Consider the following 15274-nt stretch of genomic DNA (forward strand, 5'->3'; position numbering starts at 1 on the left):
GGTTGAAGATGTCCCAGGCTGAAAAAATCGTTATCACCGAAGCGCAGGTCACTTGGCAGGACGTGGTCGCCGTGGCCCGCGATGGCGCACAGCTTGAGCTGTCGGCACCGATCTGGGCGCGCATCGAAAACGCGCAGGCCATCGTCCAGCGCATCGTCACCAGCGGCGAACGTGCCTACGGCATCAACACCGGCCTGGGTGCGCTGTGCAACGTCTCGCTGCAGGACGAACAACTCAGCCAGTTGTCACGCAACACCTTGCTCAGCCACGCCTGTGGCGTTGGCGCGCCACTGACCAACGAGCAGACCCGCTCGATCATGTGCGCCGCCGTGGTCAACTACAGCCACGGCAAATCCGGCCTGCACCGTCAGGTCGTCGAAGCCCTGCTGGCGCTGCTCAACCGTGGCATCACCCCGCAAGTGCCGTCCCAGGGTTCCGTGGGCTACCTGACCCACATGGCACACATCGGCATCGCGCTGCTGGGTGTCGGCAATGTCAGCTATCGCGGCCAGATCGTTTCTGCGCAGCAAGCGTTGGCCGAAGAAGGCCTGCAACCGGTCAGGCTCGGGGCCAAGGACGGTTTGTGCCTGGTCAACGGTACGCCGTGCATGACCGGCCTGAGCTGCCTGGCGATTGCCGATGCCGCGCGCCTGCTGGAGTGGGCCGACGTGATCGGTGCCATGAGCTTCGAAGCCCAGCGCGGGCAGATCGACGCGTTCGATGCCGAGATCATCGCGCTCAAGCCGCACCCTGGCATGCAGCAGGTCGGGATCAACCTGCGGGCCTTGCTCGACGGCAGCGAAGTGATCGCCAAGAGCAAAGGCATTCGTACGCAAGACGCCCTGAGCATTCGCTCGATTCCGCAGGTGCACGGCGCCGCTCGCGACCAATTGGTACACGCGACCCAACAGATCGAAACCGAACTCAACGGCGCCACCGACAACCCGTTGGTGCTGGGCACCGCGGACAATTACCGCGTGGTGTCCCAGGCCAACCCCCACGGCCAGTCCGTGGCAATGGCGGCGGACCTGCTGGCGATTGCCATGGCGGAAATCGGCTCCATCGCCGAGCGTCGCCTGGACCGCTTGATCAATCCGCACGTCAGCGGCCTGCCGGCCTTCCTGGTGGCCAACCCGGGTGTCAACTCCGGGATGATGATCGTGCAATACGTGGCCGCTTCGCTGTGCGCGGAGAATCGTCAACTGGCGCAACCGGCGGTGCTGGATAACTACGTGACGTCGGGTTTGCAGGAAGACCACCTGAGCCTGGGCACCAACGCCGCGCTGAAGCTGCACCGCGCGCTGGAAAACTGCACGCAGATCCTCGCCATCGAGTACCTGTTGGCGGCCCAGGCGTTCGAGTTCCTCAAAGAACAACGCTTCGGCGCGGGCACCGATACTGCCTGGCGTCTGCTGCGCGAGCATGTTGCCCCCTACGACCAGGATCGCTGGTTGGCACCGGACATTGCCGCCGCTGCTGCGGTATTGAAAGACCCGATTTTGCTGCACAACGCTTTTCCAGAACTGAACTGACTTCCACAACACCAGCGTGCCAAGGCGCGTCTCCCCAAAAGGCAGACGCGACGGACAACGGACATCTCCGGAGCGTCTGGTGAGTTAATAACAACTCTCAAAAGGAGCACAAAATGACTGCGCTAAACCTGATTCCCGGCCAACTGACCCTCGCCCAACTGCGTGACGTCTACCAGCAGCCGGTGAAACTGACCCTCGACCACAGCGCCTCGGCCCAGATCGAAGCCAGTGTTGCCTGCGTGGAACAGATCCTCGCCGAGAACCGCACCGCCTACGGCATCAATACCGGTTTCGGCCTGCTGGCCTCGACCCGCATCGCCAGCGAAGACCTGGAAAACCTGCAGCGCTCGCTGGTGCTGTCCCACGCCGCCGGTGTCGGCCAGCCGATCAGCGATGACCTGGTGCGTTTGATCATGGTGCTCAAGGTCAACAGCCTGAGCCGTGGTTTCTCCGGCATCCGCCGAGTGGTGATCGACGCGCTGATCGCCCTGATCAACGCTGAGGTGTACCCGCACATTCCATTGAAAGGTTCGGTCGGTGCTTCCGGTGACCTGGCGCCTCTGGCCCACATGTCGCTGGTGCTGCTGGGCGAAGGCAAGGCGCGTTACAAAGGCGAGTGGATGGAAGCCACCGAAGCGCTGAAAGTTGCGGGTCTGACCCCGCTGACCCTGGCTGCGAAAGAAGGCCTGGCGCTGCTCAACGGCACTCAGGTGTCCACTGCTTTTGCCCTGCGTGGCCTGTTCGAAGGCGAAGACCTGTTCGCCGGTGCCTTGGCACTGGGCGGCCTGACCGTTGAAGCGGTCCTGGGCTCGCGCTCGCCGTTCGACGCACGCATCCACGCTGCCCGTGGCCAGAAAGGCCAGATCGACGCCGCCGCCGCTTACCGCGACCTGCTGGGCGAGCGCAGCGAAGTCTCCGACTCCCACGAAAACTGCGAGAAGGTCCAGGACCCGTACTCTCTGCGCTGCCAGCCACAAGTCATGGGCGCCTGCCTGACTCAGTTCCGTCAGGCGGCCGAAGTGCTGGCGATCGAAGCCAACGCCGTTTCCGACAACCCGTTGGTGTTCGCCGCTGAAGGCGACGTGATCTCCGGTGGCAACTTCCACGCCGAGCCGGTGGCCATGGCCGCTGACAACATGGCGCTGGCCATCGCTGAAATCGGTTCCCTGAGCGAGCGCCGTATCTCGCTGATGATGGACAAGCACATGTCGCAACTGCCGCCGTTCCTGGTGGCCAACGGTGGCGTGAACTCCGGCTTCATGATCGCCCAGGTGACCGCGGCGGCACTGGCCAGCGAGAACAAGGCCCTGTCCCATCCGCATTCGGTGGACAGCCTGCCGACTTCCGCCAACCAGGAAGACCACGTATCGATGGCGCCAGCGGCTGGCAAGCGTCTGTGGGAAATGGCCGAGAACACCCGTGGGATTCTCGCCGTGGAATGGCTGGCGGCCGTTCAGGGCCTGGACCTGCGCAATGGCTTGAAGACCTCGCCGAAACTGGAAAAGGCCCGTGCCATCTTGCGTGCTGACGTGCCGTTCTACGAGAAAGACCGCTTCTTCGCGCCGGACATCAATGCGGCGTCTGAATTGTTGGCCTCGCGTTGCCTGAACGAGCTGGTGACGGCGAAGTTGTTGCCTAGCCTGTAATGACCCCTTCGCGAGCAAGCCCGCTCCCACATGGATCGTACTGAACCTGTAGGAGCTGGCTTGCCAGCGATTCGATTTTGCGTCGAATAACAATAATTAGGGACGAGAAATGCAACAGGCAGAAAAAGGTTTGAAACGCGGGCTCTCTGCCCGACATATTCGCTTCATGGCGCTGGGGTCGGCGATCGGCACCGGGCTGTTTTATGGTTCCGCCTCGGCCATTCAAATGGCCGGGCCCGCGGTATTGCTCGCTTACCTGATCGGTGGCGCGGCGGTGTTCATGGTCATGCGCGCCCTCGGTGAGATGGCGGTGCATAACCCGGTGACCGGCTCGTTCGGCCAGTACGCCAGCACTTACCTGGGGCCGATGGCGGGCTTTGTCCTCGGTTGGACCTACGCATTTGAAATGGTCATCGTCGGCATGGCCGACGTCACGGCGTTCGGTATCTACATGGGCTTCTGGTTCCCGGAAGTCTCCCGCTGGATCTGGGTGCTGGGTGTCGTTTCCATCGTCGGCGGCCTGAACCTGTGCAACGTCAAAGTCTTCGGTGAAATGGAGTTCTGGCTGTCGCTGCTCAAGGTCGCGGCTATCATCGCGATGATCCTGGGTGGTTTCGGCATCATGTGGTTCGGCATCAGCTCGGCCCCCGGCCAAGCGACCGACATCAGCAACCTCTGGAGCCATGGCGGCTTCATGCCCAATGGCATGAGCGGTCTGATTGCTTCGTTCGCGGTGGTGATGTTTGCGTTTGGCGGTATTGAAATCATCGGCGTAACGGCAGGTGAAGCCAAGGACCCGCAGCACGTGCTGCCCCGGGCGATCAATGCTGTTCCGTTGCGGATCCTGCTGTTCTACGTGCTGACGATGCTGGTGTTGATGTCGATCTTTCCATGGCAGCAGATCGGCAGCCAGGGCAGCCCGTTCGTGCAGATTTTCGACAAGCTGGGGATCAGCTCGGCGGCCACCATCCTCAATATCGTGGTGATCACGGCGGCGATTTCGGCGATCAACAGTGACATCTTCGGCGCTGGCCGCATGATGTTCGGTCTGGCCCAGCAAGGGCATGCACCCAAGGGCTTCGCCCGCCTGTCGCGCAATGGCGTGCCATGGATGACGGTCGTGGTGATGAGTGCCGCACTGTTGCTGGGCGTTTTGCTGAACTACCTGATCCCGGAAAACGTGTTCCTGTTGATCGCTTCCATCGCGACCTTTGCCACTGTGTGGGTCTGGCTGATGATTCTGGTGACCCAAGTGGCGATGCGCCGGTCCATGAGCGCCGAGCAGGTTGCACAACTGAAATTCCCGGTACCGTTCTGGCCCTATGCGCCGGCGGCGGCGATTGCCTTCATGCTGTTCATTTTCGGCGTGCTGGGCTATTTCCCGGACACCCAGGCGGCGCTGATCGTCGGCGTGGTCTGGATCGTGTTGCTGGTGCTGGCTTACCTGACATGGGTGAAACCGGCGGCGGGCCAGGCTGCCCTGGTGACACAGGACCCTGTTTTTTCTCATCGATAACCTAATGGAGGCCAAGGATGAAAACGCTCTGGCAACACTGTCACGTCGCAACCATGGCACAAGGCGTCTACTCGATCATCGAGGACGCGGCCATCGTGACGTCAGGAGCGCACATTGAGTGGATCGGCCCGCGCGGTGAGTTGCCGGCGGGCGAGTACCCGGCCGTCAATGATTTGAACGGGGCCTGGGTCACACCGGGCCTGATCGACTGCCACACCCACACGGTGTTCGGCGGAAACCGCAGCGGTGAATTCGAGCAGCGCCTGCAAGGCGTCAGCTATGCGGAAATCGCCGCCAGCGGTGGCGGCATCGCCAGCACCGTGCGCGCCACCCGCGCGGCCAGCGAAGATGAATTGTTCGCCAGTGCCGCCAAACGCCTGAAAAGCCTGATGCGTGATGGCGTCACCAGCATCGAAATCAAGTCAGGCTACGGCCTGGACCTGGCCAACGAACGCAAGATGCTGCGCGTGGCCCGTCGCCTCGGCGCCGAATTGCCGGTCAGCGTGCGCAGCACCTGCCTGGCGGCTCACGCTTTGCCGCCGGAGTACAAGGATCGCGCTGACGACTACATCGATCACATCTGCGCCGAGATGCTCCCGGCTCTGGCCGCCGAAGGGCTGGTGGATGCGGTGGACGCATTTTGTGAATACCTGGCGTTCTCGCCTGCACAGGTCGAGCGCGTCTTCATCACAGCCCAGGAACTGGGGTTGCCGGTGAAACTGCACGCGGAGCAATTGTCGTCGCTGCATGGTTCGAGCCTGGCGGCGCGTTATCACGCGCTGTCTGCCGATCACCTGGAATTCATGACCGAGGATGACGCCATTGCCATGGCTGAATCCGGCACGGTCGCGGTGCTGTTGCCCGGTGCCTTTTACTTCCTGCGTGAAACCCAGTTGCCACCGATGGACGCCCTGCGCAAGCACGGCGTGAAAATCGCCATCGCCAGCGACCTCAACCCGGGCACCTCGCCGGCGCTGTCGTTGCGCTTGATGCTGAACATGGCCTGCACCTGTTTCCGCATGACCCCGGAAGAAGCCTTGGCTGGCGCGACGATTCACGCCGCCACCGCGCTGGGCATGGCCGACACCCATGGTTCGCTGGAAGTCGGCAAGGTCGCGGATTTCGTCGCCTGGCAAATCGATCGTCCGGCCGACCTGTGTTACTGGCTGGGCGGCGACCTGGAAAAACGCGTCGTGCGCCACGGCGTCGAATCAAGTCTGTAGGAGATCTGTTGTGGATAAGGTTCTGAACTTCAAACAAGGCCGCGTACCGCTGCTGATCAGCATGCCCCACGCCGGCGTGCGCCTGACTCCGGCGGTCGAAGCCGGATTGATCCCTGACGCGAAAAGCCTGCCGGACACCGACTGGCACATCCCGCAGTTGTACGATTTCGCCGCCGAGCTGGGCGCCAGCACCCTGGCCGCCGAGTATTCGCGGTTCGTCATCGATCTGAACCGGCCATCCGACGACAAGCCGCTGTACGTGGGCGCGACCACTGGCCTGTACCCGGCCACGCTGTTCGACGGTATACCGTTGTTCCGTGAAGGGTTGGAGCCTTCTGCCGATGAGCGTGCGACTTATCTGGAGCAGATCTGGACGCCGTATCACAGCACCTTGCAGCAGGAACTGGCGCGGATGAAGGCCGAGTTCGGCTACGCGTTGCTGTTCGACGCGCATTCGATCCGCTCGATCATCCCGCACCTGTTCGACGGCAAACTGCCGGACTTCAACCTCGGCACCTTCAATGGCGCCAGTTGCGATCCACAGCTTGCGACGCGACTGGAAGCGATCTGTGCGCTTCACGACAACTACACTCACGTACTCAACGGGCGCTTCAAGGGCGGCCACATCACCCGCCATTACGGCAACCCGGCCGAGAACATCCATGCGGTGCAACTGGAGCTGGGGCAGTGCACCTACATGGAAGAGTTCGAGCCGTTCCGTTATCGCCCGGATCTGGCGGAGCCGACGCGGGTGGTGTTGAAGGAGTTGCTGCAAGGGTTGTTGGCCTGGGGCGAGAAGCACTACGGGCATTAAGGCTTGGTGCGGTCTCTGTAGGAGCGAGCTTGCTCGCGAAAAACGTCAGGTCAACGTATGCATTCAGGCAGCCCGCGTCATCGTTGTCCTCCATCGCGAGCAAGCTCGCTCCTACAAGTCGCCACCGTGCAAAACACGGTCGCCACAGTTCGCTTCTACCACTCGTCTGCTGCGTAATGTTCTGGCCACGGTGCACAAAGACACCGCCCCGACAATAATCCGCTGCCGCACGAGAATGCTATCCATGACAAGCCCCAAAGGTCTGTTCACCCGCTGTCTCTCAATCTTCTGCGGTACCGCGCTGTTGAGCGCCGGCGCCATGGCCGCGGACGATGCCTCCTGCAAAACCGTGCGTATGGGCGTGGTCAACTGGACCGACGTGATCGCCACCAGTGGCATGGCCGATGTGCTGCTCAACGGTCTGGGCTACGAAAGCAAGCAGACCAGCGCCGTGCAGCAAATCATCTTCGCCGGCATCCGCGACAAGCGCCTGGACATCTTCCTCGGTTACTGGAAACCGGCGATGGATAAAAACATCGCCCCCTTCGTGGCTGCCAATCAGGTCAAGGTCATGGACAAACCGAGCCTGGCCGACGCCCAGGCCACCCTCGCGGTCCCTGACTATGTGGCAGCGGCGGGCTTGAAAACCTTTGCCGACATCGCCAGGTTCAAGGATCAACTCGGCGGCAAGATCTACGGCATCGAGCCGGGCAGCGGCGCCAACACCACGATCAAGACCATGATCGAAACCAATCACTTCGGCCTGAAGGATTTCAAACTGATCGAGTCCGGTGAGGCCGGGATGCTGGCGGCCGTGCAGCGGGCGGTGAATCGCAAGGAGTTCGTGGTGTTCGTCGGCTGGACCCCGCACCCGATGAACATCAACATGAAGATCGACTATCTGACCGGCAGTGAAGACGTGTACGGGCCGAATGAAGGCGCGGCGACCGTTTCCACCGTGACTGCGCCGGATTACGCCCAGCGCTGCCCGAACGTCAATCGCCTGCTGGAAAACCTGACCTTCACCGCCGCCCAGGAAAGCCAGTTGATGGTGCCGATCATGGAGCGCCAGACGGCTCAGGATGTCGCGAAGAAATGGCTGCGTGACCATCCGGAAGACTTGCAGCGCTGGCTGGCGGGTGTCAGCAGTTTCGATGGCAAGGATGGCATGGCGACGGTTCAGGCCAGCCTGAAGAACTGACCCTCGTCTGATCTGTGCAAGACCTGTGGGAGCGAGCCTGCTCGCGAAGGCGGTTTGACAGTCAACATTGATGTTGGATGTGCCGGCCTCTTCGCGAGCAGGCTCGCTCCCACAGGGTGGGGTCCCACACATTTCCCTGAACGAGCACCAGGCTCATGGCTCCTTACCCGCTTTCCAGGCAAATGACAGCATTCGTCGACAAAACCCTGAGTTTCAACAGCACCGACAGCAGCATCACCGGGTTGCGCCAGGCCTACAGCGAGATGTGCCGGGCGTTTACCCCGGCACGCCCCGCCGGGTTGCATGTGGCCGATTTCGAGTTGGCTGGTGTCGCTGTTCGTTCCTATCAACCACCAGCCAGCGGTGCGTCGTGCATCGTTTACCTGCATGGCGGCGGCTGGGTGGTGGGGGACCTCGATTCCCACGATTTCATCTGCGCCGAATGGGCATCGGCACTCGGTGTGCGGGTGATCGCCGTCGATTACCGCCGGGCACCGGAGCATCCGTTTCCCGCCGCGTTCGATGATTGCCTGAAGGTCTGGCGAGCACTGCGCACCGGGCCGTTTCAACTCGATCCTGCGCGTACGCTGGTGGCCGGCGACAGTGCCGGTGGCAACCTCGCGGCGGCGTTGTGCCTGGCGCTACGCGATGCCGGTGAGCCGGTGCCGTGCGCGCAGGTGTTGATCTATCCGGGGTTGGGCGGCGATCACCGCCTGCCGTCGCGCAGTGAGTGCATCGACGCGCCATTACTCGGCAGCAGTGACGTCGATTGCTATCACGCGCTTTACCTGCAAGGCACCCGCCATCCGGACGCCTACGCCATGCCATTGCTCGCCACGGACTTCAGCGGATTGCCACCTGCATTGATCGCCGTGGCGCAATTCGACCCGTTGCGTGACGACGGCGTGCTGTATGCCGAGCGACTGAATGCCGCGGGCGTTGCTGCCACGCTGTATGTCGGCGCGGGTTTGGTCCATGGCTGTTTGCGGGCCCGCGGGCAGGCGGCCGAGGTCGATGCACTGTACGAAACCCTGTTTGGTTATCTTGCGGAAAAACTCTGACTCCGCACGGGCATGCTCATTGACGTAAATCGGGTTTATGATGCCGGACGGCAGAATAATAGAAAGTCCCCCCAGGGATGACCTCGACCCCTTACGGAGTGCGCAATGCAGACTTTGTACCCGCAGATCAAACCCTACGCCCGGCACGATCTGGCCGTCGATGCGACCCACACCCTGTACGTCGACGAAAGCGGTTCACCGGAAGGTTTGCCGGTGGTGTTCATCCACGGCGGCCCCGGTGCCGGATGTGATGCCCAGAGTCGTTGCTTCTTCGATCCCAACCTCTATCGCATTGTCACCTTCGATCAGCGTGGCTGTGGTCGCTCCACCCCCCACGCGAGCCTGGAAAACAACACCACCTGGGATCTGGTCGCCGACCTCGAGAGGATTCGCCAGCACCTGGGCATCGACAAATGGGTGCTGTTTGGCGGCTCCTGGGGGTCGACCCTGGCACTGGCCTACGCGCAAACCCATCCTGAGCGGGTACATGGTCTGATCCTGCGTGGGATCTTTCTCTGCCGTCCGCAGGAAATCGAATGGTTCTACCAGGCCGGCGCCAGCCGTCTGTTCCCCGATTACTGGCAGGACTACATCGCGCCGATCCCGCTGGACGAGCGCGGTGACTTGCTCACCGCGTTTCACAAACGCCTGGTCGGCAACGACCAGATCGCCCAGATGCACGCGGCCAAGGCTTGGTCCACCTGGGAGGGCCGCACCGCGACCCTGCGTCCCAACCCGCTGGTAGTCGACCGTTTCTCCGAGCCGCAACGTGCGCTGTCGATTGCCCGCATCGAATGCCACTACTTCACCAATCACGCCTTCCTGGAGCAGAACCAGTTGATCCGCGACATGGGCAAGATCGCCCATTTGCCTGGTGTGATCATCCATGGTCGATATGACGTGATCTGCCCGCTGGATAACGCCTGGGAATTGCATCAGGCCTGGCCGAACAGCGAACTGCAGGTCATCCGCGATGCCGGTCATGCCGCTTCCGAGCCTGGCATCACCGACGCGCTGGTACGCGCCGCCGATCAGATGGCCCGGCGTCTGCTCGATCTGCCGCCTGAAGAAGCATGAAGGGCCTGCTGCAGCGTGTGCGCGGCGCGCGAGTCGAGGTCGGGGGCGAGATTGTGGGTGCCGTCGATCAGGGATTGCTGGTCCTGGTAGCCGTCGAGCCCGACGATACGCGGGCCAGCGCCGACAAACTTCTTAATAAACTGCTTAACTATCGGGTATTCAGTGACGCCGAGGGCAAGATGAATCTGTCCCTGGCGGATGTGGGCGGCGGGCTGCTGCTGGTCTCTCAGTTCACCCTGGCTGCCGATACCAAAAGCGGGCTGCGTCCGGGTTTCTCGACTGCGGCCCCTCCAGCGCTGGGCGAGGAGCTGTTCGACTATCTATTAAGCAAAGCGAAACAGGTGCATGGCACTGTGGCATCAGGTAGATTCGGCGCGGATATGCAGGTGCACCTGGTCAATGATGGCCCGGTAACCTTCCTGTTACAGACCTGAAAGCGTTTGAAACAAGTTTTTACGCTCATTTCGACTGAAAACAGGGTTTTTTCGCGATAAATACTTTGTTACCCCTGATGCGTTGTAACGCGGCCTACTAGATAATCCCGCGCTACGGGGATCAGCGTTCGTTGGTCCATTTTGACTTAGGTAGAGACTTGACCGTATCCGATTGGGGAATCATTTCGCCCCAGCGGAGTCGGAACAATGCTCGCCAACTTGGCAAGAGTGGTTTGCAAGGGCGGTTTTTTCATACCGTAGACCGTGCAGACCCTTTAACTGGCCGTTGGTTTTTTGATCTGTTTTCGGCGAGGGTTGCTCGTGATTGTTAGTCCCTGTAACGCACCAAAATTGTCTGCCAAACGGTTACGCAGCGCCCTGGTAGCGGGCTCTGCACTGCTCTGCCTGCTCAGCGCCGGTCAGCTTTGGGCATTCAGTCTGGATGATGTATCGGTCAAGGCAAAAGAGCTGGCCGCGCAGAAATACGAAGCGCCGCGCAGTAACCTGCCGAACGAGTTCCGCGACATGAAATTCGCGGACTATCAGAAAATTCGTTTTCTGACGGAAAAAGCCGAGTGGGCTGATCAGAAGACGCCGTTCAAGCTGTCCTTCTATCACCAGGGCATGCATTTCGATACGCCGGTGAAAATCAACGAAATCACCGCGAACACCGTCGAAGAGATCAAATACGATCCGAGTCGTTTCGATTTCGGCGACATGCAGTTCGATCCCAAGGCCACTGAACAACTGGGTTATGCCGGTTTCCGTGTGCTGTACCCGATCAACAAGGCCGACAAGCAAGACGAAATCATGACCATGCTTGGCGCGAGCTACTTCCGCGTCGTCGGCAAGGGGCACGTCTATGGTTTGTCCGCTCGCGGCATGGCGCTGGATACCGCCTTGCCGTCCGGCGAAGAATTCCCGCGTTTTCGCGAATTCTGGATTCAGCAGCCCAAGCCAGGCGACAAGCACCTGGTGATCTTCGCCCTGCTGGACTCTCCTCGTGCCACCGGCGCCTACCGCCTGACCCTGCGTCCGGGCAGCGACACCATCGTCGACGTCAAGGCGCAGATGTTCCTGCGTGACAAGGTCGGCAAACTGGGTATCGCCCCGTTGACCAGCATGTACCTGTTCGGCGCCAACCAGCCGTCGAAAGTACTGAACTATCGTCGCGAGCTGCACGACTCCAGCGGCCTGGCGATCCATGCCGGCAACGGCGAGTGGATCTGGCGTCCGCTGAACAATCCGAAACACCTGGCCGTGAGCAACTTCAGCGTGGAAAACCCGCGCGGCTTCGGTCTGCTGCAACGTGGCCGCGACTTCAGCCACTACGAAGACCTCGACGACCGGTACGACAAGCGCCCAAGCGCCTGGATCGAGCCGAAGGGTGACTGGGGCAAGGGCACTGTTGACCTGGTCGAGATTCCGACCGCTGACGAAACCAACGACAACATCGTTGCCTTCTGGAACCCGGAAAAACTGCCGGAACCTGGCCAGCCGCTCGATGTCGCTTATCGTATGCACTGGACCATGGATGAAACCTCGATTCACGCGCCGGACAGCGCCTGGGTCAAACAGACCCTGCGTTCCACCGGTGACGTCAAGCAATCCAACCTGATTCGTCAACCGGACGGCAGCGTTGCCTACCTGGTGGATTTCGAAGGCCCGTCCCTGGCGGCATTGCCGGCCGATACGGAAGTTCGCAGCCAGGTCAGCGTGGGCGACAACGCCGAGCTGGTGGAAAACAGCGTGCGTTACAACCCTGAAACCAAGGGCTGGCGCCTGACCCTGCGGATGAAGATCAAGGATCCGAGCAAGTCCACCGAGATGCGTGCCGCTCTGGTGCAGAACATCGTGCCGGCGGACCTGGCCAAGACTTCGATTCCGTCGTCGAACTCGTCGGTTGCCAAGGCCGACAAGGTTGCCGCCAAGCAACAAGAGAAAGCGGACAAGGAAGCCAGGCAAGCGGAGGCCAAGCAGGCCGAAGCCAAGCCTGTTGCAGATGCCAAGGACCAGGCCAATAAAGACGCCAAGCAGCCTGTCGCTGCCGACGCGGCCCCAGCCACACCGGAATCGGCGCCGACTGAAGAAGTCCTGACCGAGACCTGGAGCTATCAGTTGCCTGCCGATGAGTAACTCTCAAGTACGGCCAGAAACTCTTTCCGAGTATCTGGCGCATCTGCCGATGACCGACCAGCAGCGCGCGGAACTCGCGGGCTGCCAGTCTTTCAGCGAATTGCATGAACGCCTTTCATCGTCGACGTTCGACGCCCCGACCGAAGCCGCCCAGGCTTCGGTGGGCAAACGCCTGACCCTGAGCACTGCCGAAGAGCTACAGGACGCGGAAATGCTGGTGCTCGACGCCAACGGCCGGGTCTGCCTCAAGGCGACCCCGCCGATCCGGCGGACCAAGGTCGTGCCGGAGCCGTGGCGCACCAACATTCTGGTGCGTGGCTGGCGCCGGATGACCGGTCGTACCAACCCGCCGAAGCCGCCGAAGGACGAGCGTGTATTGCCGGCCGCGCGCTGGCGTACCGTGGGTTCGATCCGTCGCTACATTCTGTTGCTGCTGATGCTCGGCCAGACCATCGTTGCCGGCTGGTACATGAAAGGCATCATGCCGTACCAGGGCTGGTCGTTCGTCGACCTCAACGAAGTGCTGCACCAACCGCTGCTGCAAACCGCCACGCAAGTGCTGCCGTATGCGTTGCAGACCAGCATCCTGATCCTGTTCGGGATTCTGTTCTGCTGGGTATCGGCCGGTTTCTGGACCGCGCTGATGGGCTTCCTGGAGTTGCTGACCGGCCACGATAAATACCGTATCTCCGGCAAAAGTGCCGGCAACGAGCCGATTCCGAAGGATGCGCGCACCGCTCTTGTGATGCCGATCTGCAACGAAGACGTGCCACGGGTATTCGCCGGCCTGCGGGCGACCTTCGAGTCGGTGGCGGCCACGGGTGACCTGGACCGCTTCGACTTCTTCGTCCTCAGCGACAGTAACGACGCCGATATTTGCGTCGCCGAGCAACAGGCCTGGCTGGACGTCTGCCGTGAAGCCGGGGGCTTCGGCAAGATTTTCTATCGCCGCCGTCGTCGTCGCGTAAAACGTAAAAGCGGCAACCTCGACGACTTCTGCCGTCGCTGGGGCGGTGACTACAAATACATGGTCGTACTCGACGCCGACTCCGTGATGAGTGGCGAGTGCCTGACCAGTCTGGTGCGTCTGATGGAAGCCACGCCGGACGCCGGGATCATCCAGACCGCGCCACGGGCGTCGGGCATGGATACCCTGTATGCGCGCATGCAGCAGTTCGCCACTCGCGTGTATGGCCCGCTGTTCACTGCCGGCCTGCACTTCTGGCAACTGGGCGAATCGCACTACTGGGGCCACAACGCGATCATCCGCATGAAGCCGTTCATCGACCACTGCGCCCTGGCGCCGTTGCCGGGTAAAGGCGCGTTCTCCGGCTCGATCCTGTCCCACGACTTCGTAGAGGCTGCGTTGATGCGCCGTGCTGGCTGGGGCGTGTGGATTGCCTACGACTTGCCGGGCAGCTATGAAGAACTGCCGCCAAACCTGCTGGACGAACTCAAGCGTGACCGTCGCTGGTGCCACGGTAACCTGATGAACTTCCGCCTGTTCCTGGTCAAGGGCATGCACCCGGTGCACCGCGCGGTGTTCCTGACCGGCGTGATGTCCTACCTGTCGGCACCGTTGTGGTTCTTCTTCCTGGTGCTGTCGACCGCGCTGCTGGCGGTCAACACGCTGATGGAGCCACAGTACTTCCTCGAACCGCGCCAGCTCTATCCGCTGTGGCCTCAATGGCATCCGGACAAGGCGATTGCGCTGTTCTCGACCACCATCGTGCTGCTGTTCCTGCCGAAGCTGTTGAGCATCATCCTGATCTGGGCCAAGGGCGCGAAAGAGTTCGGCGGCAAGTTCAAGGTGACCCTGTCGATGCTGCTGGAGATGTTGTTCTCCATGCTGCTGGCGCCGGTGCGGATGATCTTCCACACCCGTTTCGTGCTTGCCGCGTTCCTCGGCTGGGCCGCGACCTGGAACTCGCCGCAACGTGACGACGACTCCACGCCGTGGAGCGAAGCGGTCAAGCGCCACGGCCCGCAAACCCTGCTGGGCTTCTTCTGGGCCTTGCTGGTGATCTGGCTGAACCCGAGCTTCCTGTGGTGGCTGGTGCCGATTGTCGGCTCGTTGATTCTGTCGATTCCGGTGTCGGTGATCTCCAGCCGTGTCGGCCTTGGCCTGAAGTCCCGCGACGAGAGCCTGTTCCTGATCCCGGAGGAATACAATCCGCCGCAAGCCTTGCTGGCCACCGACCAATACACCCACGAAAACCGTTACCACGCATTGAACGACGGCTTCGTCCGTTCGGTGGTCGACCCACAGCAGAACGCCCTGGCATGCTCGCTGGCGACCTCCCGGCACAATCAGGCTGAGCCGATTGAGTGGCTGCGGATCGAGCGGGTGCGGCACGCGATGAAGGTTGGACCTGAGGGCCTGACCAACAACGAGCGCGTGCAACTGTTGAGCGACCCGGTGGCACTGGCGCGACTGCATGAGCAAGTCTGGAGCGAGGGTCACCCTGAGTGGCTGGGCGCCTGGCGCAAGTCGGTCAAGGCCGACCCCCATGCGCCACTGTTGCCGCTCAAACCGTTGAGCGTGCAGCCTCAGTTGGCGTAATGAAAAAACCCGCGAAAGCGGGTTTTTTTATGGCTTCAAAGTTATACCGCGCCGTTCCAATCGCGAGCAAG

General features: G+C 61.5%; 11 protein-coding genes. All 11 read left to right on the forward strand.

All coding sequences use genetic code 11. The features are described from left to right. Window positions 1-8 precede the first annotated feature (8 nt). Complete coding sequence (gene hutH / locus BSF44_RS03715; RefSeq protein ID WP_095942329.1) at window positions 9-1532, forward strand: histidine ammonia-lyase; 1524 nt, start codon at window positions 9-11, stop codon at window positions 1530-1532. Between the two features lie 113 nt (window positions 1533-1645). Then, complete coding sequence (gene hutH, locus BSF44_RS03720; protein WP_095942330.1) at window positions 1646-3178, forward strand: histidine ammonia-lyase; 1533 nt, start codon at window positions 1646-1648, stop codon at window positions 3176-3178. 109 nt (window positions 3179-3287) lie between these two features. Next, complete coding sequence (locus tag BSF44_RS03725; protein WP_095942331.1) at window positions 3288-4694, forward strand: amino acid permease; 1407 nt, start codon at window positions 3288-3290, stop codon at window positions 4692-4694. Between the two features lie 17 nt (window positions 4695-4711). Beyond that, complete coding sequence (hutI, locus tag BSF44_RS03730; RefSeq protein ID WP_095942332.1) at window positions 4712-5917, forward strand: imidazolonepropionase; 1206 nt, start codon at window positions 4712-4714, stop codon at window positions 5915-5917. A 10-nt stretch (window positions 5918-5927) separates the two neighbouring features. After that, entirely contained in the window at window positions 5928-6731 is an 804-nt protein-coding gene (gene hutG / locus BSF44_RS03735; RefSeq protein WP_095942333.1) for an N-formylglutamate deformylase, read from the forward strand. Between the two features lie 244 nt (window positions 6732-6975). Beyond that, window positions 6976-7932 carry a choline ABC transporter substrate-binding protein gene (locus BSF44_RS03740; RefSeq protein WP_095942334.1) on the forward strand — a complete coding sequence of 319 codons (957 nt, stop codon included), beginning with the start codon at window positions 6976-6978 and terminating at the stop codon, window positions 7930-7932. 155 nt (window positions 7933-8087) lie between these two features. Beyond that, window positions 8088-8993, forward strand: coding sequence for an alpha/beta hydrolase (locus BSF44_RS03745; protein ID WP_095942335.1), 906 nt, complete (start codon window positions 8088-8090; stop codon window positions 8991-8993). 105 nt (window positions 8994-9098) lie between these two features. Further along, the gene (gene pip, locus BSF44_RS03750; protein WP_095942336.1) at window positions 9099-10070 is read left to right on the forward strand and encodes a prolyl aminopeptidase; all 972 of its coding nucleotides are present in this window, start codon (window positions 9099-9101) and stop codon (window positions 10068-10070) included. Beyond that, entirely contained in the window at window positions 10067-10504 is a 438-nt protein-coding gene (gene dtd, locus BSF44_RS03755) for a D-aminoacyl-tRNA deacylase (protein ID WP_095942337.1), read from the forward strand. The genes pip and dtd overlap by 4 nt, the downstream gene beginning before the upstream one ends. A 321-nt stretch (window positions 10505-10825) precedes the next feature. Continuing rightward, the gene (locus BSF44_RS03760) at window positions 10826-12640 is read left to right on the forward strand and encodes a glucan biosynthesis protein G (protein WP_095942338.1); all 1815 of its coding nucleotides are present in this window, start codon (window positions 10826-10828) and stop codon (window positions 12638-12640) included. Further along, entirely contained in the window at window positions 12633-15203 is a 2571-nt protein-coding gene (gene mdoH, locus BSF44_RS03765) for a glucans biosynthesis glucosyltransferase MdoH (protein ID WP_095942339.1), read from the forward strand. The genes BSF44_RS03760 and mdoH overlap by 8 nt, the downstream gene beginning before the upstream one ends. Window positions 15204-15274: the final 71 nt, after the last annotated feature.

This window comes from Pseudomonas sp. ACN8 (assembly GCF_002303925.1).
GTDB lineage: Bacteria > Pseudomonadota > Gammaproteobacteria > Pseudomonadales > Pseudomonadaceae > Aquipseudomonas.